The following is a 25,307-nucleotide window of genomic DNA, read 5'->3' as shown; positions in this document are numbered from 1 at the left end:
TTTACCTAGTGCGCAACGTTGTGTAATCCATTTACGTACTGGGAAAGTAACTCATTAGCACAATATTGGTCGTTTTCAGAGCGTATGCTATTCAGTGAGTATAAAGTATCCGAACGTATGGCTATGACTAAAATCGCGAGCTTGCTACTTCTTATCCTGCTGAGTTTCAACAGCGGCTATGGTCAGGTTACCCGGAAATATTTAGTTACCCTCCGCGATAAAGCCAACTCGCCTTACAGTGTAAACCAGCCTCAGCAATTTTTATCGAGCCGATCCATTCTCCGACGACAGAAACAGAACATCGTCATTCAGGAACGGGATCTGCCAGTAAACCCGGATTATGTATCACAATTGCGTCAGGCTGGGGCTAAAATCTGGTTTTCATCGCGATGGCTCAATGCGGTGCTACTTGAAGCTAGCGATGCAACCATTGCCACTATCCAGAAGCTGTCGTTTGTGAAAGGGCTGGAGTTCAATCGCTCACTGGCCAATGCCCGAACTGGGACTACTGAAACCAGTAACACATCGTCGAATAAATTCGGAACGTTGGTTGATACCCCAATCAACTATGGCTACTCCCAGGATCAGATCACCCAGCTAGGAGCCGATAAAATGCATCAGCAGGGTTATTATGGACAAGGCATGTTAATTGGTGTTCTGGACGCTGGTTTTCAAAACGCCAATCAGGTAAGTTATTTAAAACCCATTTTTGATGAAAATCGAGTACTGGCAACTTACGATTTTGTCAATAAGGAAACGAGTGTATATGAAGATGACTCGCATGGTTTATCCTGTTTATCGGCCATCGCTGCTACAGACCGACAACTTTACGGAACTGCGTTTAAAGCATCTTTTATTCTACTCCGCACCGAAGATGCCCGGAGTGAGCGCCAGATTGAGGAAGCGAACTGGCTTTTCGGTGCTGAATATGCTGACAGCGCAGGAGTTGATGTCATAAGCTCTTCCTTGGGTTATTCGCAATTCGATGACCCGTCCAGTAACTACACATATCAGAACATGGATGGCAAGACAGCGCTTTGTTCGCGAGCAGCTCAAATTGCTACCGAAACGGGGATGGTCGTAGTAGTTGCTGCGGGTAACGAAGGCAGTAGTAGCTGGCGTTATCTTACGGCTCCTTCGGACGCAACCTCTGTCATTGCTGTCGGTGCAGTTACTAGTGCAGGCCAACAAGCGTCTTTTAGTTCATTCGGCCCATCGTCCGACGGCCGGGTGAAGCCGGACTTAGCGGCAAGAGGGGCAAACACATTTGTAGGAAGTCCATCTGGATCGATAGTATCGGGAAGTGGCACTTCCTTCGCAACGCCGTTGATAGCCGGTTTAGCAGCAGGATTCTGGCAAGCCCATCCACGCCTGACCGCTAAACAGGTTACCGATGCTTTACGTCGTTCAGGGAGCCAATACGGAGCACCCGACGATAAAATTGGTTATGGTATTCCTAATTTTGAGCGTGCATCGACCCTTGCGGAATCATACAACCAGTTGTTTGTCTTTCCGAATCCATTTAGTGATACCCAACCAGTAGGCGTTCAATGGGGAGAAATTGCCGATAACACCCCCCTTGATGCTACACTGACCAACTTGGCTGGACGAATTGTCTGGCAGAGCCGATACACTTCGCCAGGTTTGGCAGCATTTGTACTTCCCAATCTTGGGCTATCCACCGGTGTTTATATCATGACGCTGGTAGCAGGCGACAAAAAGCGTACGCTGAAATTAATCAAACAGTAGCGGTTTATTCTCTGTTTCTAGGGCATGGCTACTTTTCAAGTTATTCAGGGCGATATCACCAAACAGTCGGTTGATGCGATTGTCAATGCGGCTAATACGAGTCTTCTTGGGGGTGGCGGTGTCGATGGAGCCATTCACAGGGCGGCTGGTCCGGAGTTGGTCTTCGAATGTCGCATGCTAAACGGTTGTAAAACGGGTGACGCCAAGCTAACAAAAGGCTACCGTTTACCAGCCAGCTACATTATTCACGCGGTGGGACCCGTTTGGCGAGGTGGTAAGCATGGCGAACCTGAGCTGCTTGCCAATTGCTATCGCCGATCGCTGGAGATAGCCACCGAGAATAATTTCAAATATATTGCCTTTCCCAACATCAGTACTGGTATTTATGGCTATCCGAAAGATAAAGCTGCTGACGTAGCTATCTCAACTGTCCAGCAATTTCTGGAAACCCCAACCTCAATTGAGACCATTATCTTTGTCTGTTTCGATGCTGAAAATCTAACATTATACCAGCAACGGCTATTGTGAGTTTGTCCCTATACGTTTATGAATCAGGCTCGACTTGCCTATCTTGATCAACTGGCCCGGTTTGGAAAAGAAAACGACCAGAACGTTACCCGGAGAGAGGACAGAATGCTCAATATAACCTCTGATACGGGGCCGTTTCTTTCGCTTCTGATCAGAGCCACCCAGGCCAGAACAATCCTTGAAATTGGCACGTCGAATGGCTACTCAACAATCTGGCTGGCCGACGCTGCCCAGACAACGGGCGGACGAGTAACAACAGTTGAGATGAATGAGCAGAAAGTAATTCAGGCCAGAGCAAACTTTCAGAATGTAGGACTCGATGCGATCATCACACTAATTCTTGCCAGAGCAGAAGAGCATGTTCCTTTACTTCAGCCAGATTCTATCGATTTTATCTTCCTCGACTCCGAACGCAGCCAATACATTGGCTGGTGGCCTCTCCTACTAGCCATTCTAAAACCAGGTGGATTGCTGGTAGTCGATAACGCGGTTTCTCATGAAGCCGAATTGGCGACTTTCACCGTTCTGGTAACGGAGACAGCCGGAATCGAAACCTCACTTGTACCAATAGGTAATGGCGAATTAATGATCTGGAAGCATCGCTAGGCCAACACAAACACTCACATTTATTTTCCTTATCATTTCGTGTAAATTCTCACGACAATTTGCGTAGTCAAATAACTACATGTATATTTGTAGTCAAATAACTACGCAATGAACCTAAGACGAGATGTATTCCAGGCCATAGCCGACCCGACAAGACGGGCCATACTGCTATTGGTCGCTTCGCAAGCTATGACGGCTGGCGCCATCGCTTCAAACTTCGATACGGCCCGGCCAACCGTGTCGAAACACCTGCAAATTCTGACCGAATGTGAGTTGTTAAAACAGGAGCAGACGGGCAGAGAGATTTACTACCATATCAATGCAAAAAAAATGAAAGAAGTCGCCGACTTTATTGAGCCATTCCGCCAACTGTGGGATGATCGATTCAATAAACTAGAATCAATCATGAAAAATTATAAACCCAAACAATAAAATACGATGGAACAGAAAACAAAAATTAATGCTGAAGATGGTAAACAGGAATTAGTAATTACAAGAGAATTTGATTTACCAGTTGAGCTACTGTTTAAAGCTTACGAAGATCCCGAAATCGTTGAGCAATGGATGGGAACAAAAGTGCTGAAATTAGAAAACAAAAAGCATGGAAGTTACCAATTTGAAACAACTGATCCGAAAGGAAATAAACACTATTTCAACGGAGTGATTCATGATTTTATTCCAAATCAAAAAATCACGCGGACTTTCGAGATGGAGTCTACACCGTTTGGGGTTCAGCTTGAGATATATGAATTTGAAGCGCTAAGCCGGGAGACCAGTAAACTTAAGATGCATGTGATCTATGAATCGGTAGCCCAACGGAACCAGGTAATGCAATTGCCTTTCGCTCAGGGAATTAATATGGCGCATAACCGCATACAAGCCGTACTCAGTAAATTGGCCTGACCCACTATATAACAAAACGATATAAAATTTTCACAACATTTGCTAGTTGAATTATGAAAGTAACGCCCGAACAAACAGAAGAATTATTGAGTACGTTAAAGACTCGTTTTGAAAAAAACCTGAACCGTCATAAAGACATTAACTGGGATGATGTTTTATTAAAGCTGCAGGCTAATCCTGAAAAAATGTGGTCACTCGATGAAATGGAAAATACGGGTGGCGAACCCGATGTAATTGGTCAGGACCCCAATACGGGCGAATACATTTTTTATGATTGCTCGCCAGAAACCCCTAAAGGACGCAGAAGTAGTTGTTACGATCGCGAAGCCTGGGAATCCAGGAAAGAACATAAACCTACTACAAACGCCATTGATATGGCAGCTTCAATGGGTGTTGAGATTCTTACGGAAGAACAATATCGAGAGCTACAAAAACTCGGAAAATTCGATCTGAAAACATCGAGTTGGGTGAAAACACCGGACCAGATTAGAAAACTCGGGGGTGCTCTCTTTTGTGATCGTCGATATGATACTGTTTTTCTGTATCATAACGGTGCAGAATCCTATTATGGTGCCAGAGGCTTCCGTGGATCGTTGAAAGTCTGATTCGCTAGTGAGTAGATCATTCTGGATTTACTCACTCCTTAAGTTCATCGATTATCCGATCAATCGTATTTTTTATCCGATAGGCATCAATCAGTAAATCGGCATCTACCCCCGTTTGAGTAATCTTCTTCGGGCCCCTCCCCGTAAGAATATATCGTTCAGAAATCGTCGGAAAAGCAAAACACAGTGAGGCCAGAATAGCTGTTGAAATTGACGTTTTACCAGCCTTGTGCGCGTAAAAATAGCGGCTGTCTACATTGATTGATTTGGCAACAGAATGTATTGTTTCTCCCTGAGCTTCGATAGCTTCAGCTAGCCATTGTCCATTGATTTTTCCGTTCTGGGCATTACTTTTCATCATAGGTTAATTCTGAAGGGACTCCCGATAACGCTGGCACAAAAAAGCAGGCTCTCAAAATGGAGCCTGCTTTCCTTAATAATTAACTATTACTTAAGTCCAGTAAGCGTTTTTTGCTTTTATATTCTTGTTGCCAAATCGGAAATACGTGCGAATGAGCCATAAACTACAGGCTGATGGCTTATAAATACAACGTGAAATGAGTATTGCGTCAATTTGGGTGAGCAAATGACCTTCTTGGGAAAGTATTGGCCAGAGGCTGGTGTTTATCGAAATATCTTTAGAAGTTCATCTTTCCGGCTTCTGGATACATGAACGATTGCATTGTCGCTCATCACGACATATCCGCCTTCTCCCCGTACATAGCGGATAATTTCATTCAGATTAATCAGATGCGATTGATGGACGCGCAAAAATGAATTCCCTTCCAGCAACTCTTCAATTTCTTTTAATGTCCTGGAAACCAGTAGCGATTGGCGCGTTTTCAGAAAAACATGTGTATAATTATTATCAGCTTCACACCGGATAATCGTATCAATCATAACCAGTTCAAACCCCTGCAAACTCGGTAAGGCAATTTTCTGCAAGGCTGATTTATGATTTAGCTTTTGAAGCAACAGCTCAATTTGCTGAGCCATCTGCGCTTCTGGCTGAGGGCTCACCTTCGCAACCGCTTTCAACAAATCGTCTTTATCGATTGGCTTTAGCAAGTAATCCAAGGCGCTGAATCGAATGGCCTTAATGGCGTAAGTGTCATATCCCGTTGTAAAAATGATCTCAAACGATATGGATGGTAATTGCTCAAGCATTTCAAAACCATTCATAACGGGCATTTCTACATCCAGAAACAGCAAATCAGGATCAAATTCCGCAATTTTTGCTAATCCCTCAGCAGCTGATCGGCACTGGGCCAGTACAACAACCTGAGGACAATATTTTGCTAATTGCATGGAGAGTGTCTCCCGGCAATGAGCTTCATCATCGATAATAATTGCTTTTATCATACTCCGCGTTGCATTCAGCTTCGCTAATTAATGGGTATACGCACGATCACGCAGGTTCCAGCAGGTTCGCCCTCCGAATCGACTAAATCCTGAATCTGAACGGTCGGTTGCCGACCATCCAACAGCTGGCTAAGTTTCAATCGATTGGAGGTAATTTGCATACCTAATGATTTGGTTCGTGTAGCTGATTTACTTTTTAATTCAGCCGCTTTTTTACGGCCAATTCCATTGTCCTCAATTATAAAAACCAAGACATTTTGCTCGATCCGGCAATCAATCGTGATCAGTCCTCCCCCCTCCTTATGCATTAATCCATGCCAGATGGCGTTCTCAACGTAAGGCTGAATAACCATTGGAGGGATTTCTGTATAGGCCGGTTCAACCTCCCGACTTACGTTGATCGAGAATGTAAACTGACCGTCGAAACGCAAGGCTTCCAGCGTTAAATATAACTGAAGTGCTTCCAGTTCGCTTTCCAATGTCACAACGGGAGCACTGGAATGCTGTAAAATCAGCCGAATCAATTTGGAGAATTTCGACAGGTAATCCGAAGCTTTTTCGGACTCATTCTTCATGATAAACCGATTGATCGAATTGAGGCTATTAAAGATGAAGTGTGGATTCATTTGTGCCCGTAAAGCTTGCATTTCCATAGCCGCCAATTGTTTATTAAAGGCTGTTTTTTGGGCTTCCTGCTGCCGAATCTGCCGAATTCGAACTTGCATTCCTACATAAACCAGCCCCAGCCCAAGCAATATAAGTAGGCCACGAAACCACCAAGTTTGCCAGAAAGGCGACTGAATATGAATCGTTAACATCGTCCCTTGTTGATTCCAGACACCATCATTATTCGATGCTTTCACCCGAAATACATAATCACCAGGGGCCAGATTCGTGTAGCTTGCAAATCGGCGGGTACCGCTATATACCCAATCTTTATCAACATTCGTCAGCTGATAGGCATACCGATTTTTCTCTGGCATTATAAAATTTAAAGCCAAAAAATCGAAGGAAAGGTCGTTTTCCTGATAAGACAACGTTAGGTCTGCTTTAGGAAGTTGCTCAGTCCTGCCTCGTAATAGAACACGTGTAATCCGTACCGGAGGAATCAGTGAATTATCCCGAATTGTGCGGGGAGAGAAAACATTGAAGCCGTTCGGCCCACCAAAAAGCAGTTGATTATCAACACCTTTGGCATAAATTTCAAAAAACTCATTCCCCTGTAACCCATCACTTTCGTCGTAATTTCGACAGGCTTTTGTCGTAGGATTGAATTTGCAAATACCTTGATTGGTCGAAAGCCACAGATTTCCATCGTCATCCTCAACGATGCCCACGATATGGTTATTCGGTAAGCCATTTTCGGTTGTATATGCCAAAAACGAATTGGTTTTCGGGTCGTATTGATTCAATCCGCCCTGATTCGTTCCTATCCATAATCGCCCTTTCCGATCCTCATACAGGCAGCGAATATCCTTATCGGTTGGATGGCCTTCCGGATGCTCAAAATTGGGACGATAGTGAGTAAACTGACCTGTTTTTAACGAAAGTCGACTAAGCGCTCGCCTGGCAGAACCCGCCCAGACACTTCCATCATGGGTAGGCAATGCAATAACCAAGGCTTCATCCACCAGGCTATACGGATCTTGTGGGTTGTGTTGGTAGTAGGTAAACCGTTGATTTTGCGGATCAAAACTAGCAAGCCCCTGACCGGCCAGCCATAATCGCCCATCCATCCCCTCTCGAATACTACGGGTTTTCACCTGGCATTGATATCGACTAAATCGCCCGGTTTTACGATCGAGCTGATGCAGATACGATCCACTGCTCACCCATAAACGCCCTTTACGGTCTTCAAAAATGGCCGTTACGTCATTACTAAATAATCGATTCGGTTGATCAGCGTCTGCCTTATAGCGTTGATAACGTCCCGTTTGCGGATGAAACGAATATAATTCACCAAGCTCATTGCTTAACCAAATCACTCCCGAACGATCCTGACACAACGCTCGAATGCTATTTTCCAATAAACGAACGGCTCCATCGTTGGCGACGACCTGATAGGTATGAAACTTCTTAGGTTGTGACACGTACTTATCCAGGCCATTGTCGGTGCCTACCCATAAAATACCTTCCCGGTCAAAACAGAGGGAATAAATTGAATTACTACTCAAACTACCCGAATTAGTCGGATCTGTCAGGATGCGATTCACCTTGCCCGTACTCGACTGTACATGCACCAGCCCATCCAATCCAGGAAGATAGCCCCATAAATTACCGGCTTTATCCATCTCCAGAGCACCCGACGGATAATACCGGTAAATTTCCTTACTTCTAGGCTCGTAGGAATAAATGGTTTGAAGTTCGCCAGCGGATGTTTTCCGATAAAACTTTCCTGACTGTGTGCCGATCCAGATGCTTCCTGTTTGATCAGGATAAATAAGGGAGACAGCGGAGGAAGTATCTGTTTCGTCCTGCAGTAGCGGTATATGCCTGTAAGTCCCCGACTGCCGATTAAACTGATACAAGCCACTACCCGCTCCAACCCACAACTGGCCTTGCTTATCTTCCTGAACTGTATATACACTGTTTTTCAGGGCGCTAGGCGCAGGAATCAGGGTAAATTTTCTTGTTTCAGGATCGAACCGGTTCAGCCCTTCCCGCGAGCTGATCCACAAAATACCCTGACGATCTATCGTTATGGAAAACATAGCATTTCGGAGCGAAATGCGGGAAGGCTCAATTCGGTAATTAGTGACTTTACCTGTCTGTTTATCAAACAAATGCAGCCCTCCTCCCAGCGTACTTACCCACATTCTCCCTTTCCTATCTTCGCAGATGTCGGTAATCCAGTTATGAGCAAATGTGTTGGTCGGATCGCTCGGACTAGGCTTGTAAATTGTGAAAGCATAGCCGTCGTATTTGTTCAGCCCATCTTTGGTTCCTAACCAAAGAAATCCGTCGGAGTCCTGCCAAAAACAGGTTATTGAATTATGCGAAATTCCACTCCTGGCCGATAGATGATCGAACTGGAGATTACTACTGATGTGCTGCCCCAAACCCGTATTGACAAATCCGCTCGCAACTAGTATTCCGCAACACCAAAGAATTTTACGGAAAGCGGGGTTGAGTTTTATCAGAAAAGTCATGGAATCCAGCGCCGGAAGAGTCGATCAAATTTCACGACGAATCTAACGATATTCCGTCAAAGAGTCTACGAACAAAACGAGCTTCCCAATTATAGGAAGCTCGTTTTAACCAAATTAGTTATTAATTCTAATCCTGACCGACCGCTGTCGAATCAACTCGTTTACGGCGACTCTTCACATAGTATTCATTGCTAGTTGGCGTCGGTTCGCTTGTACGCTGAATTTTATAATTCCGATCCGCCAGACTTGCCGATGGTGTGTGCTCGACTGTAACACCTCCAGTCGGTTGCACTCCAGGATTTTGATTTTTATAATTTGCGAATTGGTTTTCGTTAGGCTTCGGTGATTGAACAACAATCCCTCCTTTAGTTTCCGAACGCCGTGCTGCCGCAGCCAGATTAGGATGTTTATAATTATGAGACGAATACATCGGGTTATTTAACGGCTTAACCGCCCCCACATCCTGCGAGAACGCTTGTCCGAACATCGCTAAAAAGCTGATGCTGGTAAGCAAAAAAGTTAGCGCTTTCATGATCGTTTTCTATGGTTTTGTTGTCCGACAAAGGTAGTATGAACTTACATTAAAAAACGATTAAAACAGCTACTAGGTTTTTAGTTTATTGACATTTTTCCGATTTAGTCGCAGAATTGACTCCGAATTGGTTAAACTTTTGACCATATCTACTTGAAACCATTGAATATTCTTGATTTCATCGGAAAACCCGAAAGGCTCTTTCTGGTCGGCTTCCAGCAAAAATCGAATGTCATAATGCAGATGTTCGGGTACTCCATTTCGTTCTGGAATTGAATGAATATCTACATCGAAAATGGCGGAATCAAGTAATCGTAAGGTTGTAAGTCCGGTTTCCTCCTGTGCTTCTTTTAGTGCAACGGCTGCCACATCCGGATCTCCATCAGCATGTCCCCCAGGTTGTAGCCAACGATCTAATTTACGGTGATGAATCAGTAGAGTTTGCTGGCGATCGGGACTCAAAATCCAGGCCGATCCGGTAATATGGCCAATCAGCAAAGAGCGGTCAAAACAGTCTGGATGCATTTCTACAAAATTAATCGTGGCCTCTGTCATGGCCTTCTCATTGGAGTCAACAGGCGTATGCTGGCGCAGTAATTGCAATAAAGGTTGTCGATACATGACGTTAATAGAATTCGATAACGACCGGCTACAGGCCGATCGCCTACGTGTCGGCAAAAATCGTAAACAAGAATTCGTAAATCGTCACTTATATCCATTAATTTGGTGCCGTTTTTCACAAACACTTAAAACCAATTTATTTTATCATCATGCGTAAACTCATATTGAGTGGCGTAACATTGTGTTTGGCAGCTCAACTAGCCACAGCACAAATTAAATTACCATCGCCTAGCCCCGGTGCCTCCGTAATGCAAACCATCGGCACCACCGACTTAACCATTAGTTATTCGCGACCCAGTCTGAAAGGTCGTCAGCCGTTCACCGATCAATTTGTTCCATTGGGTAAAGTATGGCGAACAGGGGCTAACGGGCCCACCTTATTAACGACCTCAACCGATTTGATGGTGAATGGAAAAACGCTTCCAGCTGGCTCCTATGCCATTTTATCCATTCCCAACGAAGGATCTGCAACCCTAATTTTCAGCAAAAACAAAACCTCTACTGAAGCGAGCTATAAGCAGGAAGAAGATGCTCTTCGGGTGAATATTACCCCGTCGGAACTGAGTGAAAAACTGGAAACATTTACCATTGCCTTCAGCGATCTGACAGATAGCACCGCCAAACTGAATTTCATGTGGGCAAATGTCAAAGCTTCTGCCGATCTGAAAGTAGATGTCAACGCCAACGCAGCAGCCAATGTCGACAAAGCTGTGGCTGAAAAACCAGACGATGCAGCTGTTTTACAGGCTGCTGCTAGCTACAACCTCTCGAAAGGTCGCAATTTAGATCAGTCACTGGGTTGGATCGACAAATCGATTGCCAAGGGTGAAAATTATCGGAATTTGTATGTTAAAGCGCAAATTCTGGCGAAGATGGGTAAGTATACAGATGCCTTGCCATTGGCCCAGAAAGCCCTTTCTTTAGGCCAGTCAGCGAACGACGGCGTATTCCCATTCTTCAAAGATGGTATTGAGAAAAGTATCTCAGAATATACAGCGAAAGTACCTGCAATGCCTGCCATGAAACCAGGTAAAGGCAAGAAAAAGGCTTAATAGCCAGATACGCAAATTTACTGACAAACAGAAAAGGGGCTGCCAAGCCCCTTTTCTGTTTGTCAGTAAAGCTCTCGATTATAGGTCTCTTTTAAATGACGCTCGACAACATTCCATATTAATCGTTGAATATGCTTTGGCGATAACGCATAACGCTTTAAAAGAGCTCTCTCCAGCGCATTAGCTAACAGTGTTATGGGTCGCCAGTTCTTGTTGGCAATCAAATTAATTGACTTTTCCGTAATCTCGTCATAAGTCACAAACGTAAAATGAGTCTGAATTTCGGGAGCAGGCTTTGCCTTACTTTCTTCCATCTGTAATTTATCAGCATTCCGTAATTTGGCTATACTGGCAAATTCACCTCGAAAACTAGCATCTGTGTAAACTTCATCTATTCGCTTTTTATTCATCGTTAGTATATCCTCCACGACATGGCTATCCGACAAATCCCAATAGTTCCAATTAGTCAAATTCCCTTTTTCCAGTTCAGATTGTCGCAGATAGACTCTTCTGAATAAATGCAGTAAAAATTTATAATCCTGTTCTGGTTCGTCATCATTTAAATAAAGGCCAATGCTTGTACTCTTAAGCAACTTAGAAACCCGTAGACAAGGACTATAGTCAGAAGAGAAATCACCGTCAACTAGTGCCTGCTCTATTTCCGCTTGTGTGGGCTTATCTTCACAAATGTGCCCGAACAACTCCATCTGCCGACGCGCTCTGTCTGGCTCTGTCAGCTTCCCATATTGATCAAGCATCTCATCAATCGAATAAACTTCTTGACCAAATTGATAGATAGCAATTTCTTGTTCGATATCCATGATGGTGTGTTTAAAAAATGATTGATTTCACTAAGCTAGCTTCCTGGTTATCCACCGATTACCTAATTCACAAGCTCTTTCGTTTACCTATCTCGACTAAGTAATTCCGATCAAGTTATTAGTCTTAATAAGGTTTCAGACTACTTAATTGTCATAGTTTATTAGCAGAATTTATCCATCAAGCTATTTTTTGGCAATAAATGGTGCGAAGCAGACGAGTTAGACCAACTCTCACAAACGCTTAAAATGAAAAAACTCCGATTTAATTACCGGATCCGCTATGGAGTCGATTAATTGAATTTAACAATTCAGTTTGATAGTAAACTTATTCGATTATTTATCTTTAGAGTGAAGATTGCTTTTGTCTATTCAAAACAAACAGATAAATGGCTATTGGCAAGAATTTACTCCTTTGGTTGGCTATTCTATGCATAAGTTGCTCTGCCGAAACAACCACTCAACCAACTAACCTCACCGTTGAACTGGATGCTTTTAGCGGCAAACCAAATCCAACCTGGACTTTATCAGAAGCTGAAAGTGCGGAGTTTATAGCTGCTGTAAAATCACTACCGACCATCTCTGATTCTACACAAACAAATAAACTTGGTTATCGGGGATTTCTACTCTCAACTAGTAAGGGCGCGGACGGTCTTCCATCGAGGATTCGTGTCTATCGAAAAATTATTCGCGTGGAATCCACTCCGCCCCAATCGTTTCAGGATATCAATGGTCTGGAGCGTCGACTCAAGCAACAGGCCTCACAGCGTGGCTACAGCGCCGTCCTTGACAGTTTGTAAGGTCAATGAAGTTACTCCGTGAGCCACTGTTGTACCTGTCGTTTCATTTCATCATTTGTGATGTATTCTCCCCGTTTGATCTGCCCCTCTACTTTACTAATTCGCCCTCTCAAAACAGGATCATCATCTAGAGGCATATACTGTTGCTCCACAATTAAGGACACAGCTTCATGCAAATCAACCACGTGATATCGTTTTGAACGCTATCCACTAATTGATGAATGTCCTTTCTCAGTTCTTCAACTGTCATTGTAAAACCCTATTTATCTACTAAATATAAGAATTAATAGAGATGATTTAAACAGCGAATATTTCTGTAGCAAAAAAGCCCCTACCGTTACCAGCAGGGGCCTTTCACAAAATCAATTCAGGTTAATCCAAAAATCAGATCAATCCTGGTCTATTTCACTTCTTCATAAGGCACATCTGAGACGTTGTCGCCGGTTGGTTGGCCTTGTTCAGCGCCAGGCCCATTACCTGCGAATCCAGCACCGTCGGTTGGGTTAGCGCCCGCTCCGCCGGTTGCATTATACAGTTCCTGTGAAGCCGTTGCCCAAGCAGCGTTCAATCCTTCAAGGGCACTGTCGATGGCCGCTACATCACGTGAGCCGTGGGCAGTACGCAATGTCGTCAGCGCGCTTTCGATAGCGGTTTTGTTGCCTTCCGACAACTTATCGCCGTAATCCTTAAGTTGTTTCTCCGTTTGGAAAATCATCGAATCGGCCTGGTTGACTTTCTCGATTTTCTCTCGTTCGGCTTTATCAGCGGCTTCGTTGGCTTTAGCCTCTTCCCGCATCCGATTAATTTCTGTTTCGGTTAGACCGCTCGATGCTTCAATCCGGATTTTCTGCTCTTTACCCGTGCCTTTATCTTTGGCCGTTACGTGCAGGATACCGTTCGCATCAACGTCGAAGGTTACTTCGATTTGTGGTACACCCCGTGGAGCCGGTGGAATATCCGACAGAATAAATCGACCTAATTGACGGTTTTGAGCCGCCATCGGACGTTCGCCTTGTAAGACGTTGATTTCCACGCTTGGTTGGTTATCCGAAGCGGTTGAATAAACTTCAACTTTCTTGCTTGGGATCGTCGTGTTGGCGTCTACCATTTTGGTAAATACACCACCCATCGTTTCGATACCCAACGAGAGCGGAATAACGTCGAGCAACAGTACGTCTTTTACTTCACCCGTTAAAACACCACCCTGAATCGCTGCACCGATCGCTACAGCCTCATCCGGGTTAACGGCTTTCGATGGCTTCTTACCGAATAGTTTTTCAACTTCGTCCTGTACTTTCGGAATCCGGGTCGAACCACCAACCAGAATTACTTCATCAATCTGACCAGCCGACATACCTGCATTTTTCAACGCACGACGGCAAGGTTCTAAGCTTCGCTGGATCAGCGAATCAGCCAATTGCTCAAATTTCGCCCGGCTCAGCGTACGTACCAAGTGTTTGGGGATACCATTCACTGGCATAATATAAGGCAAGTTGATTTCCGTCGAGTTTGAGCTTGACAATTCAATTTTTGCTTTCTCAGCGGCTTCTTTCAACCGTTGCAACGCCATTGGGTCCTGACGAAGATCGATACCTTCATCTTTCTTAAACTCGTCGGCGAGCCAGTCAATGATCACCTGATCGAAGTCATCACCACCAAGGTGTGTATCACCATCAGTCGATTTTACTTCAAATACACCGTCACCAAGTTCAAGAATTGAGATATCGAACGTACCACCACCTAAGTCAAAGACAGCAATTTTCTGATCGTGGTTGGTTTTATCCAGGCCATACGCCAACGCAGCAGCCGTTGGCTCGTTGATGATCCGTTTTACATCCAGACCAGCAATCTGACCGGCTTCTTTCGTAGCCTGACGTTCAGCGTCGTTGAAGTAAGCAGGAACCGTAATAACCGCTTCCGTTACTGTTTGACCAAGATAATCTTCGGCGGTTTGCTTCATCTTTTGCAGAATCAGCGCCGATAATTCCTGAGGTGTATATTGACGATCGCCAATTTTGACGCGAGGTGTACCGTTTGGACCATTCTCTACGTCGTAAGCGACTGATTTTGTTTCATTTGTTACCTCGTTAAAGCGTTTACCCATGAAACGTTTGATCGAGGAAATCGTATTTTTCGGGTTGGTGATGGCCTGGCGTTTGGCGGGAGCGCCTACTTTGCGTTCGCCGTTGCCGTTGTCCATAAACGCGACTACCGAAGGAGTTGTCCGGGCGCCTTCAGAGTTGGGGATTACAACCGGCTCGTTGCCTTCCATCACGGCCACGCACGAATTCGTGGTGCCTAAGTCAATACCAATAATTTTTCCCATAACTGGATTTAGTTTCTTTATGTAGCTGTGTAAAACTGACAGACATATCCTATCTATCAATACAAATGCCAGCCAGGAAAAATGTTTGATTTGCTGTCAGATTGGCAGACTAATCAATTAATCAGGGCCATAATGTCGCTTTCTGAGGCTATTTGGCGATTAAGTGTGGCAGACCGTCAGTATGCGCTCACTTTGTCCCTTGAATGATGAGCGTACCAAAGGGAACAGCCATTGGTCCATTGCCATATTGCTTCTGAAGTTGTGCCGAAATTTCTTCTTTAATCTTTGCTATTGTAGTCGAATCAGCCTGTTTCAGCGCATTCACTACGGGCGCTGCAATCTCCGTTTTGTTCGCCCAATATTCTTCCGCATCCTGATAAATGACCTTGCCCGACACAACTGTTTCCTGCACATCTTTCAATCCAGCTTCGGTGAACAGGGCAGCAATCGAACCGGGTTTCGCACACCGAAACATGCCTGGCGAACCCGGCGCTGGAGGGGGCAGGTGCAATGTTTTGTTGATAATACCCATCAGTTGGCTGATCCATGGATTTTGGTCTGGACCGCCCCAAACTGAGGTGGCAATTCTTCCACCAGGTTTTAGTACACGTGCTATTTCACGTGCTGCCAGCGCCATATCTGGAAAAAACATGAACCCCATACGGCAGCTTACGGCATCGAAACTTTCGTCAGGAAACGGCAAATTACTTGCATCGGCCCATTGTGTCTGGTAATTAGCTAGTCCCATCTGGTTGGCTTTCCCCTGCGCAGTAGCCAGCATATCTTCCGATAAATCCGTACCTACTACTTTTCCTTTTGGAACCATCGACGCTATAGTCAGCCCAGGCTCGCCCGTACCCGTAGCAATATCTAGAACCGAATCTGTCTCTTTCAGTTCTAACGCGCGAATGATGGCATCTCCCATTGGCTTGAGAAATTCCATAGTAAACACATCCCATTTTTTCCAGCCTGGAGCGAATTGGTTCCACAAAGCCCGCTGCTGATCGCGAATGACATCTTCAGATAGTTGCATAAATGTGTTCATTTAGTTAGTCTGAATTTATCCATTTGAAAATGAGCACATTTCATTAAAATTAGCCAACGGTATGACTAATTATTGAGCGATTCACTGCAACGTTCTCTTAAATTCTGCGTCATTACTGCAAATCAGTCTTCCGACCACCAAACACAACAAATACAGTCTTAACCGACTATCCTCATGAACAATTTGCTACGTACGCTACTCGCGTTTACAGTGAGTATCAGTTCTCTTTTTGCCCAACAGGCCAAAATCTCCGGCCTATTGATTGACTCTACTGCCAACAAACCCGTCGAATTTGCCACGGCTGCTCTGTTGAAAGATGGTAAAATTATTGAAGGTGTAACAGCCGATTCTCAGGGGAGATTTGTCTTTCAAAAGGCAGATGCCGGCGACTATAGCGTACAGTTCTCCTTTGTCGGATACACAACCAGAACAATTGACAAAATCAAAATCAGCAAAGGACAGGATCGAGAATTGGGCGTTATAAAACTCGCTCAAACAGCTCAGAAATTAGCTGAAGTTACTGTCACCGAACAAAAAGCGCTATTCGAGGAGCGATCAGATCGAATGGTCTATAATGCAGAAAAAGATCTTACTGTAAAAGGCGGTGATGCCACCGATGTACTGAAGAAAATCCCATCCATCGCTGTTGATATTGAGGGCAATGTATCCCTCCGTGGTAGTTCCAACATTAAAGTGCTAATCAACAATAAACCGTCCAGCATTGTTGCCCGAAGCCTTTCCGACGCGCTGAAACAGATTCCAGCCGACATTATCAAACAGGTGGAAGTCATTACGTCGCCATCCGCTAAGTATGATGCAGAGGGCTCGGCAGGGATCATCAATATTATTACCAAGAAAAACACGCTGCAAGGCACCAGTGGCTCAATTAGCCCTAATTTCAGTCAGTGGAATAACTGGCAAAACGCCAGCATCAATCACCGCATGAAGAGCATCGGCATCTCAGCCAATGGAGGCTATAATGACTGGAAAAACAAACGTTATATGCAGTTATTGCGCTCGTTTACTGCCGAAGGAATTACTACTGATCAAAACCAGACGCAATGGGTTACGGGGAGTGGCAAAAATTTCTACGGCACTGTAAATGTCGACTGGGATATTGACTCTTTAAATCGGATGGGTGCCGGACTGAATTATTACAACGGCGATAATACCAACGGTTTCGACATCAATTTTGAAGAAAGCACTAAAAAGGCTGTCAGCCAGTATTTTCACCGGGACATGAGCCGCACCTATGACTGGTCAGGAGCTACCGTCAATCTGGATTATACGCGTTTGTTTAAAAAGCCTAAGAAAGAACTTACCTTCCTGATGCTCTACTCGTTCGAAGGCGAAGACAGTGATTATTGGTCGAATATGCTCAACCGGGCGAATACCATTTACTACCGGGAAAAGAGCTTCAACATCAGTAACAACAAGGAGGGGACCATTCAGCTGGATTTTACGAATCCATTAGATAGTATCAGTAAACTTGAAATAGGTACTAAATCCATCTTTCGGCAGATATTGAGTGATTATCGTATAGCCAGTGCCGTTGATGGTTCAACGAATTTTTCGGATATCCCGTCGCAAGCCAATGTATTCGACTACGCCCAACAAGTCGTTGCGGCTTATGCCGTCTATAGCCGTACGCCCAGGAAAAATTGGGGTATTAATGTCGGGGCTCGCTACGAGCATACATTTATCCAGGCTAACTTTCTGAATGGCACTTCTCCCTTTTCAAACACATACGGCAATTTCATTCCCAATATAAGCCTATCGCGCAGTTTGAAAAAAGAACAGCAAATCCGGCTGAGCTACTCACAACGTATTCAGCGACCTCAGTTTTTTTTCCTGAATCCGTACGTCAACCAGTCCGATTCGAAAAATTTATATGGTGGAAACCCCTACTTACAACCTGAGTTAACGCACTCTGTTGAAGCGAATTACAGTGTTTCAATTAAACAAACCAGCTTTAATGCATCGTTCTTTTTACGTCAGACGAACAACGCTATTGAAAGCATCAACACAGTAAATAACGAAGGCGTATTGATGCAGATCTTCCAGAATGTTGCTCAAAACTCGGCTTACGGTGTTAACCTCAGTGCCAATACCAAACTGACAAAGCAATGGACGGTGAACGGGTCGCTGAATATGTTTTACAATGTTCTGGAAAGTGCTGAATTAAAAACCCGAAACGCAGACTGGATGTATCGTATTAATCTAAACTCAACCGTTGATTTCGGCAAAGGTTTCAAAGCACAATTCTTTGGATTTTACAACTCGGCTCGTGTGAATTTGCAGGGTTCTTACGGCGGTTTCGGCTTCTATAATTTGGTCGTGCAAAAAGAAGTTCTGAAGAAAAAAGGAACTATTGGTTTTGGATACGACAATCCATTCAACGAGACGATCGGTTGGCGTAATGATTTCGTCGGTCCAAACTTTGTACAAACACAGGATGTGGCCATGTATCGTCGAGGCTGGCGGTTGAATCTGAAATACGAGTTCGGTAAAATGAACAGCAATCAACGCCAAAAGAAACGGATCAGTAACGACGACAAAAAATCGGGTGACGGCAATAATTAACCTGAATTAGCAACAGGTCAGTAGATAACGAACGAGAAAGGGTTTCAGGAGAAACCCTTTCTTTATGAATAGAAGAACGTTCGTACGTAGTGGTTCTGCTGCACTTTGCTTATTACCCATCGTACCTTCTCCGCTCTTTGCTCACCCAGCGGGTAAACTACTAGCCGACAAACCAGCCTGGCTACTAGAACTCATCAAAGGTAATGATCAGCAACTTAGTAGCGTTCGAGCCTTGCGAATCACTGAACCGACGCATAAAGCCTTTGGCGGGCTGAAAGACGGCGACGCTATACCGAATCCGCAATCAACAGCCGATTTTGTACGGAGGGCGGCTAGTGCTATGTCGTGTCCAGAATCGGAGCATTATCGCTCAAAGACGTTGTTAAATGAAATCGATCTGGCACTCAAGTACCTACTAAAGATTCAGCATACGGATGGTACAATTGATTTATTAGCAACCAATTTCCATTCTACACCCGATACAGGTTTCATTGTCAAACGATTAACAACAACCTATACATTACTAGCCAACTCTGGAACGCCCGATATGGAAAGCGTTCTGGCTGATTACAAAACTTTTTTGATCCGGGCTGGCGAGGCTCTAGTTGTTGGTGGCATTCATACACCAAATCACCGCTGGGTTATCTCGGCAGCTTTAACGAAATTAAATACACTCTGGCCTAATCCGCGTTACGTAGCTCGTGTCAATCAATGGCTGGCCGAGCATATTGATATGGATATGGATGGGCAGTACAACGAACGGAGTACATTAATTTATTCCCCACTGACCAATCGCTTACTAATCACTATCGCCAAAGGGTTAAACAAACCATACCTGCTGGATTACGTTCGAAAGAATCTGGCGATGACGCTTTATTACCTGCATCCGAATGGCGAATTAGTCACGGAAGCCTCTGGCCGTCAGGATAAAGCATTAATTGGTACACCAGAAGGCTATTACTACGCGTATCGGTACATTGCTTTGCTAGATAAAAATGGCGAAATGGCAGCTATGTGTCGTCAAATCGAGAAAACGCTGTTGCCAAAATCCATTTATTACGTTGATTATTTTCTTGACGATCCATCAATCTGGCGCGAATTACCGCCAGATCAGCCACTGCCTACAACTTATGTAAAAGCATATCCAAAATCAGGCTTGGTTCGTATTCGGCGGGGAGATTGGGATAGTACTATTTTATCGGCTAATCCTGTTTGGCTTACTTTTCATAAAGGCCACGCAATTTTACAAGGCATGCGCGTGGCGGCTTCTTTTTTTGGGAAAGGCCAATTCCAGACCGAATCAATTACGAAGCAAGGAGATACGTGGGTGTTGACCCAATCGTTAGATGGCCCCTATTTTCAACCATTTCCCGCCAAAAATATTGCACCCGATGGTGATTGGGAGAAAATGCCTCGTTCCAATCGAAAACAAAGTGAAGTTCAGTATCTAAAATCTCAGGTTACCATTCGCGAAACACAGCGTGGTATTGAAGCCTCTATCCAACTGTCAGGTACAGAAGGAGTTCCGGTAGCACTAGAACTCATTTTTCGACCGGGTGGTACATTTACTGGCGTCACTAAGCATCCCAGTCGCGACAACGCCTATCTTCTTACTGAATCAGGTACTTATAAAGTGCAAAACGATACCATCACATTTGGACCGGGATTGGTACAGCATAAAAACATACAACTACGAGGGTCTTTGCCAGCTATGGATGCTCCATCTGTTTACCTCACCGGTTTCACCCCTTTTCAACATACCATTACTTTATCTTAAAAAAAGGCAACTCGCTTGAGTTGCCTTTCTATATAAATTAGTAAATCTGATTTATGCCTTAGCGACCAAATAAACCACCCAGCATACCTCCTAGTCCTCCGCCTGAACTACCCGATCCTCCTTGCTGACCAGCTACACGAAGCAGATCGTTCATATCGAGTTTACCATCGGCCATCGCTGCTCCAGCCATACTCATCCAATCGACGCCCTGATTACCAGTGGCTGCCCCTAAAATAGAGTTACCATCGACGCTCGAATCGTTTGGGTCTGATGCTTTGTGCATTAGTTTGCTCAAAACCATAGGAACAAGGGCACTCGCTACGGACATCGCTACCTGAGGTGATATACCCAGCTTTTCCATCAAATTCTGCTCAACGTGCTGCTGAACACCTTGCGTTACAGGGCTTTGTTGGACATTTCCTCCGTTGACAACCATGCCGAGTAAATTCCCTAAGCCACCGCCTTGCGCCTGCTGCCCTAGACCACTCAGAATACTCCCGGCAACGGTCTCCATTACGCTATTATTCTGGCTGTTCGGAATAGCCGGGTTGTTAATCACTGCCTGTCCAGCATTCTGCTGAACCAGGTTCATCAATGTTTCTAACATGATTGCTTGCTTTTTGGGTTAAGCGGGAATAGGTTTACTTAACACCCGCGTGTTAAAATTAGATAGATTTCAAGAGATACTTCAATTCGAAACGGTTAAATTGTCGCGAATCTGTTTTCACGCTTATGACGAATGACGAACCAAAAAGTAGCGATCAAGTTTCAGAAAATAAATCATTTTCGGAATTAGCTACGCCACTCCTACCTGATTTACTTTACCCTAGCGAGTCTGATGAGCCAATTGAGGTGGTTACCTGTTACTTAAAACAGCCTGAACCACTAACAGTTAGTCAGATTAAGGATTGGCAAATGCTTCCACCTGCCATTTATGTAGAAGAACTTCCAGAGGCCGACTTTTGGGCACCTGTGGTTACTGACCAGGATTGGTATGAGGATGAAGAAAAAGCCCGTACGGCAGCCTTTAGTCAATTGAAAGAAATAGCGGAGAAAACGTTAACCGTTCGACAGGTATTTCGAGTAGGTGATTCAAAAATGGATCTGTATTTACTTGGCCTCCAGACCGAAGGTGAACGGGCGGGATTAAAAACTAAAGTCGTACAGACATAAACAAAAGAAGCGAGGAATAAATAATAGGGTTCAGACATAACCTGCGTTAGCTTTTCCTGTTATTCACTCCTCGCTCCTGACTTCTTATTTCTGTTTACTTCACTTGTTCCACAACAGCGGCAAATGCCTCTGGATGGTTCATCGCCAGATCGGCCAGAACCTTACGATTTAATTCGATGCCTGATTTGTTCAGAGCACCCATCAGAGCCGAATACGATAACCCGTTGATGCGGGCGCCAGCGTTGATCCGCTGAATCCAAAGTGCACGAAAATCGCGTTTTTTGGCCCGACGGTCACGGTAGGCATATCCTAATCCTTTTTCGATAGTGTTTTTCGCAACTGTCCAAACATTTTTACGGCGACCATAAAAACCTTTGGCCAGCTTCATTACTTTTTTCCGACGCGCCCGTGAGGCTACGTGATTGACGGAACGTGGCATTGTATTGTTAGTTGTTTTTTGACAACAGGCGGAAGAGGAGTGTAAAATCTAAAACATCCATCATTCACTTTAGGCCTGGCATCGGGTGAAACGTGAACCAGAATGCAACCGCATTCTTTTTTGTCTTACTAGACGTTAAGCAGCGCTTTGATACGACGCTCGTCAGGACCATCAACCAGCGTTTGGTGTACTAAATTACGCTTCTGCTTGGTTGTTTTTTTCGTCAGAATATGACTGTGGAAGGCATGCTTCCGCTTGATTTTACCGGTACCCGTCAGCTTAAAACGCTTCTTGGCAGCCGAGTTTGTTTTTACTTTTGGCATTTTTGTAAAACGCTAAATATGGATTTTTAAGTAAACAGGCCGCAAAGATACAAAAAATAAGTTATAAAGTCGTAGGGTTACAGAGTTGTACAGTTTTATGGCATATATGCCCGGTCCACTATACAATTCTATAACCCTACAACTTTATATCTTATTTCTTAGTGACTACTTTAGGCGATACGAACATAGTCATACGCTTGCCTTCCAGTTTCGGCTCTGATTCAATTTTGCCGTAGTCTTCCAATCCTTTGGAGAAACGTTCCAGCAATTGCAAGCCTCTGTCTTTGAACACGATAGCTCGGCCAACAAACTGAACATACGCTTTTACTTTCGCTCCTTCCTTCAGGAAGTTAATGGCGTGTTTCAATTTGAAATCAAAATCGTGATCATCGGTATTGGGACCAAACCGAATTTCTTTGATGACGACCTTTGTCGCATTTGCCTTGATTTCTTTCTGCTTTTTCTTTTGCTCGTATTTAAACTTAGAGTAGTCTACAATACGGCAAACGGGGGGCACTGCATTGGGCGATACTTCAACAAGATCGAGGCCTTGTGCTTTGGCCATCGCCTGTGCCTTATTAATGTCGTAGATTCCCTGCTCTACATTTTCACCGACCACCCGAACTTCGCGGGCCAAAATGCGCTCATTAACTTTGTACGGTTCCTCAACCACACGACGAGGTGGTCTGCGCTGGGGTAATGCCATAGATTGTGTTTAGGGTAACTAATTGTTTAATATAGACTTTTTAAAGTCGTTTTGATAACGTAAGGGTTTCTAAAAAGTTCGGGAATCTAGCCAAAATACGAACTCTGCGCAAGTTACAAATCTGTTTCTGATCTAAAGTTTCATGTTTCAAATTCTACTACACTTAACTTTAAACCAGAAACAGATCAAACTATTAAACTTTTATTTCCGCCTGGAAGACTTTCACAAATTCTTCCACACTCATAGATCCTAAATCTCCCTGGCCTTTACGTCGGACGGAGACGGTGCCTTCGGCAGATTCTTTTTCGCCGACAATGAGCATATACGGTACTTTATTTACTTCGGCATCCCGTATTTTACGACCGATCTTTTCGTCCCGCAAATCAACAAAGCCACGAATATCGTGTTCCTGAAGACTGAAAAACAGATCGTTGGCATAATTCTCGTACTTTTCCGAGATCGGCAAAATCGCGATCTGTTCAGGAGACAACCAAAGCGGAAAGTTACCTGCCGAGTTCTCGATCAGGATCGCAATAAACCGCTCCATCGAGCCAAATGGTGCCCGGTGAATCATGACGGGACGATGTTTCTGATTATCAGCGCCAATATATTCCAACTCGAACCGATTCGGCAAATTGTAATCTACCTGAATGGTACCCAATTGCCATTTACGACCTAGTGCGTCCCGCACCATGAAATCGAGTTTTGGTCCGTAGAAAGCAGCTTCGCCCAATTCAGTTATTGTTGGTAGCCCTTTCTCAGCCGCCGATTCGATGATGGCTGCTTCGGCTTTTTCCCATAGATCGTCAGAGCCGATGTATTTGGTTTTGTTTTCCGGATCACGCAAGGAAACCTGAGCGCTATAATCTTCAAAACCAAGCGATTTAAAGACGTAAAGTACCAGGTCAATCACTTTCATGAACTCATCCTTCACCTGATCTGGTCGGCAAAAGATGTGTGCATCATCCTGTGTAAAACCCCGAACACGTGTTAGTCCATGCAATTCACCTGATTGTTCATACCGATATACTGTACCGAATTCGGCCAATCGCAACGGTAAATCCCGGTATGAACGTGGCCGAGTTTTGTAGATCTCGCAGTGGTGCGGGCAATTCATCGGTTTCAGCAAAAACTCTTCATTCGGATCTGGAGTCTTAATCGGCTGGAACGAATCTTCACCGTATTTTTCCCAGTGGCCCGACGTTACATACAATTGCTTACTACCAATGTGTGGTGTTACTACAGGCGAATACCCCGCACGCAACTGCGCTCTCCTTAGGAAATTTTCAAGTCGTTCACGCAACATAGTTCCTTTGGGAAGCCACAAAGGAAGCCCCGCTCCTACTTTCTCCGAAAAAGCGAACAATTCTAATTCTTTTCCCAGCTTCCGATGGTCACGTTTTTTAGCTTCTTCAAGTAAAAACAGATAATCATCTAGCTCTTTCTGTTTCGGATAGGTAACAGCGTAAATCCGGGTCAGTTGTTTATTTTTCTCATTGCCACGCCAATACGCACCCGCCACGTTCATGATCTTGGCAGCTTTAATAAAGCCTGTATTGGGTATATGTGGCCCTCGGCAGAGATCGGTAAAATCGCCCTGGGTATAAAACGTAATCGTTCCATCATCCAGCCCTTCGAGCAGATCGAGTTTGTATGGATCGCCTTTTTCCTCGAAATAGGCAATCGCATCGGCCTTGCTCATAGGTTTACGAATGTAAGCCTGCTTTTGCCGGGCCAGTTCGAGCATTTTGTCCTCGACCTTTTTAAAATCCTCCTGCGAAAAAGGTTGTCCGCCTAAGTCGACATCGTAATAAAATCCGGTTTCAACGGCAGGACCAATCCCGAACTTGACACCTGGATACAAAGCTTCGAGAGCTTCGGCCAGTAAGTGAGCCGACGAATGCCAGAAGGTTGCTTTTCCTTCTGTATCGTTCCAGGTCAGCAATTGGACATTGGCATCTTGCTCAATCGGGCGCGTGACATCCTGAACAACGCCATTTACTTTGGCAGCCAGTACGTTACGGGCCAGCCCTTCGCTAATTTGAGTAGCAATATCCAGCCCGGTGCTACCTTTAGGATATTGCCGAACGCTACCATCGGGCAGCGTTACGCGGATTTGTTCGTCCTGCGCAATCATTGGTTTACTATTTTATAGTTGGTACCCGCAGCCTACCTACAACTGTAAGCCACTTAAAATTTGATGTAAGATA

The 25,307-nt window shown here is 44.5% G+C and carries 25 protein-coding genes; 11 read left to right on the top strand and 14 right to left on the bottom strand.

The window, feature by feature from the left end; genetic code table 11:
• The first annotated feature begins 123 nt into the window (after positions 1-123).
• The 6 genes from ACYVE4_RS24845 to ACYVE4_RS24820 all read left to right on the top strand — a co-directional run bounded on the left by ACYVE4_RS24845 (position 124) and on the right by ACYVE4_RS24820 (position 4,391).
• Entirely contained in the window at positions 124-1,749 is a 1,626-nt protein-coding gene (locus ACYVE4_RS24845) for a S8 family serine peptidase (RefSeq protein WP_461042973.1), read from the top strand.
• Positions 1,750-1,773: 24 nt separating this feature from the next.
• Complete coding sequence (locus ACYVE4_RS24840) at positions 1,774-2,277, top strand: O-acetyl-ADP-ribose deacetylase (RefSeq protein ID WP_461042972.1); 504 nt, start codon at positions 1,774-1,776, stop codon at positions 2,275-2,277.
• An 18-nt stretch (positions 2,278-2,295) separates the two neighbouring features.
• A complete protein-coding gene (locus ACYVE4_RS24835; RefSeq protein WP_461042971.1) occupies positions 2,296-2,883 on the top strand; it encodes an O-methyltransferase in 588 nt (195 codons plus the stop codon).
• 108 nt (positions 2,884-2,991) lie between these two features.
• The gene (locus ACYVE4_RS24830) at positions 2,992-3,315 is read left to right on the top strand and encodes an ArsR/SmtB family transcription factor (RefSeq protein WP_461042970.1); all 324 of its coding nucleotides are present in this window, start codon (positions 2,992-2,994) and stop codon (positions 3,313-3,315) included.
• 6 nt (positions 3,316-3,321) lie between these two features.
• Positions 3,322-3,786: an SRPBCC family protein gene (locus tag ACYVE4_RS24825; protein ID WP_461042969.1), complete on the top strand. Its 465-nt coding sequence runs from the start codon at positions 3,322-3,324 to the stop codon at positions 3,784-3,786.
• A gap of 53 nt (positions 3,787-3,839) precedes the next feature.
• The gene (locus ACYVE4_RS24820; RefSeq protein WP_461042968.1) at positions 3,840-4,391 is read left to right on the top strand and encodes a DUF4256 domain-containing protein; all 552 of its coding nucleotides are present in this window, start codon (positions 3,840-3,842) and stop codon (positions 4,389-4,391) included.
• Between the two features lie 31 nt (positions 4,392-4,422).
• On the opposite strand, the gene ACYVE4_RS24815 is transcribed toward ACYVE4_RS24820, so the two are convergent.
• The 5 genes from ACYVE4_RS24815 to ACYVE4_RS24795 form a co-directional block, all read right to left on the bottom strand.
• Entirely contained in the window at positions 4,423-4,752 is a 330-nt protein-coding gene (locus ACYVE4_RS24815) for a hypothetical protein (protein ID WP_461042967.1), read from the bottom strand.
• Positions 4,753-5,015: 263 nt separating this feature from the next.
• Entirely contained in the window at positions 5,016-5,753 is a 738-nt protein-coding gene (locus ACYVE4_RS24810; protein WP_461042966.1) for a LytR/AlgR family response regulator transcription factor, read from the bottom strand.
• Between the two features lie 23 nt (positions 5,754-5,776).
• Positions 5,777-8,902, bottom strand: a complete 3,126-nt coding sequence (locus tag ACYVE4_RS24805) for a two-component regulator propeller domain-containing protein (protein WP_461042965.1) — start codon at positions 8,900-8,902, stop codon at positions 5,777-5,779.
• Between the two features lie 127 nt (positions 8,903-9,029).
• Entirely contained in the window at positions 9,030-9,434 is a 405-nt protein-coding gene (locus ACYVE4_RS24800; protein ID WP_461042964.1) for a hypothetical protein, read from the bottom strand.
• A 72-nt stretch (positions 9,435-9,506) separates the two neighbouring features.
• Positions 9,507-10,055 carry an NUDIX hydrolase gene (locus tag ACYVE4_RS24795; RefSeq protein WP_461042963.1) on the bottom strand — a complete coding sequence of 183 codons (549 nt, stop codon included), beginning with the start codon at positions 10,053-10,055 and terminating at the stop codon, positions 9,507-9,509.
• Positions 10,056-10,204: 149 nt separating this feature from the next.
• Here ACYVE4_RS24795 and ACYVE4_RS24790 point away from each other — a divergent pair, with 149 nt between their 5' ends.
• Positions 10,205-11,107 carry a DUF2911 domain-containing protein gene (locus ACYVE4_RS24790; protein ID WP_461042961.1) on the top strand — a complete coding sequence of 301 codons (903 nt, stop codon included), beginning with the start codon at positions 10,205-10,207 and terminating at the stop codon, positions 11,105-11,107.
• A 62-nt stretch (positions 11,108-11,169) separates the two neighbouring features.
• On the opposite strand, the gene ACYVE4_RS24785 is transcribed toward ACYVE4_RS24790, so the two are convergent.
• Positions 11,170-11,928 (bottom strand): DUF5958 family protein, encoded by a 759-nt coding sequence (locus ACYVE4_RS24785; protein WP_461042960.1) that lies wholly within the window; start codon positions 11,926-11,928, stop codon positions 11,170-11,172.
• A gap of 386 nt (positions 11,929-12,314) precedes the next feature.
• Between ACYVE4_RS24785 and ACYVE4_RS24780 the strand changes: the two genes are divergently transcribed.
• Positions 12,315-12,725, top strand: a complete 411-nt coding sequence (locus tag ACYVE4_RS24780; protein ID WP_461042959.1) for a hypothetical protein — start codon at positions 12,315-12,317, stop codon at positions 12,723-12,725.
• Between the two features lie 11 nt (positions 12,726-12,736).
• Here ACYVE4_RS24780 and ACYVE4_RS24775 read toward each other — a convergent pair whose 3' ends face one another.
• The 3 genes from ACYVE4_RS24775 to ACYVE4_RS24765 all read right to left on the bottom strand — a co-directional run bounded on the left by ACYVE4_RS24775 (position 12,737) and on the right by ACYVE4_RS24765 (position 16,084).
• Positions 12,737-12,910 carry a hypothetical protein gene (locus ACYVE4_RS24775; RefSeq protein ID WP_461042958.1) on the bottom strand — a complete coding sequence of 58 codons (174 nt, stop codon included), beginning with the start codon at positions 12,908-12,910 and terminating at the stop codon, positions 12,737-12,739.
• Between the two features lie 215 nt (positions 12,911-13,125).
• A complete protein-coding gene (dnaK, locus tag ACYVE4_RS24770; RefSeq protein ID WP_461042957.1) occupies positions 13,126-15,051 on the bottom strand; it encodes a molecular chaperone DnaK in 1,926 nt (641 codons plus the stop codon).
• A 187-nt stretch (positions 15,052-15,238) separates the two neighbouring features.
• Positions 15,239-16,084 carry a class I SAM-dependent methyltransferase gene (locus tag ACYVE4_RS24765; protein ID WP_461042955.1) on the bottom strand — a complete coding sequence of 282 codons (846 nt, stop codon included), beginning with the start codon at positions 16,082-16,084 and terminating at the stop codon, positions 15,239-15,241.
• Between the two features lie 186 nt (positions 16,085-16,270).
• Between ACYVE4_RS24765 and ACYVE4_RS24760 the strand changes: the two genes are divergently transcribed.
• The gene (locus ACYVE4_RS24760; RefSeq protein WP_461042954.1) at positions 16,271-18,679 is read left to right on the top strand and encodes a TonB-dependent receptor; all 2,409 of its coding nucleotides are present in this window, start codon (positions 16,271-16,273) and stop codon (positions 18,677-18,679) included.
• A gap of 64 nt (positions 18,680-18,743) precedes the next feature.
• Complete coding sequence (locus ACYVE4_RS24755; RefSeq protein ID WP_461042953.1) at positions 18,744-20,456, top strand: hypothetical protein; 1,713 nt, start codon at positions 18,744-18,746, stop codon at positions 20,454-20,456.
• A gap of 58 nt (positions 20,457-20,514) precedes the next feature.
• Here the strand turns inward: ACYVE4_RS24755 and ACYVE4_RS24750 are convergent, their stop codons facing one another.
• Positions 20,515-21,063, bottom strand: a complete 549-nt coding sequence (locus tag ACYVE4_RS24750) for a hypothetical protein (RefSeq protein ID WP_461042951.1) — start codon at positions 21,061-21,063, stop codon at positions 20,515-20,517.
• Positions 21,064-21,188: 125 nt separating this feature from the next.
• On the opposite strand from ACYVE4_RS24750, the gene ACYVE4_RS24745 reads away from it, so the two are divergent.
• On the top strand, positions 21,189-21,629 hold the full coding sequence (locus ACYVE4_RS24745) for a nuclease A inhibitor family protein (protein WP_461042950.1): 441 nt from the start codon (positions 21,189-21,191) through the stop codon (positions 21,627-21,629).
• Positions 21,630-21,723: 94 nt separating this feature from the next.
• Here the strand turns inward: ACYVE4_RS24745 and rplT are convergent, their stop codons facing one another.
• From rplT to thrS, 4 genes are all read right to left on the bottom strand, one after another.
• Positions 21,724-22,068 (bottom strand): 50S ribosomal protein L20, encoded by a 345-nt coding sequence (rplT, locus tag ACYVE4_RS24740; protein ID WP_461042949.1) that lies wholly within the window; start codon positions 22,066-22,068, stop codon positions 21,724-21,726.
• Positions 22,069-22,196: 128 nt separating this feature from the next.
• Positions 22,197-22,391, bottom strand: a complete 195-nt coding sequence (rpmI, locus tag ACYVE4_RS24735; protein ID WP_461042948.1) for a 50S ribosomal protein L35 — start codon at positions 22,389-22,391, stop codon at positions 22,197-22,199.
• A 151-nt stretch (positions 22,392-22,542) separates the two neighbouring features.
• Positions 22,543-23,097 carry a translation initiation factor IF-3 gene (gene infC, locus ACYVE4_RS24730; protein WP_461042947.1) on the bottom strand — a complete coding sequence of 185 codons (555 nt, stop codon included), beginning with the start codon at positions 23,095-23,097 and terminating at the stop codon, positions 22,543-22,545.
• Between the two features lie 193 nt (positions 23,098-23,290).
• Entirely contained in the window at positions 23,291-25,234 is a 1,944-nt protein-coding gene (thrS, locus tag ACYVE4_RS24725) for a threonine--tRNA ligase (RefSeq protein ID WP_461042946.1), read from the bottom strand.
• Positions 25,235-25,307: the final 73 nt, after the last annotated feature.

Source organism: Spirosoma harenae (genome assembly GCF_054776975.1).
Note: the sequence above shows the minus strand (reverse complement) of the source record. Positions and strands in the feature narration are given on the sequence as shown.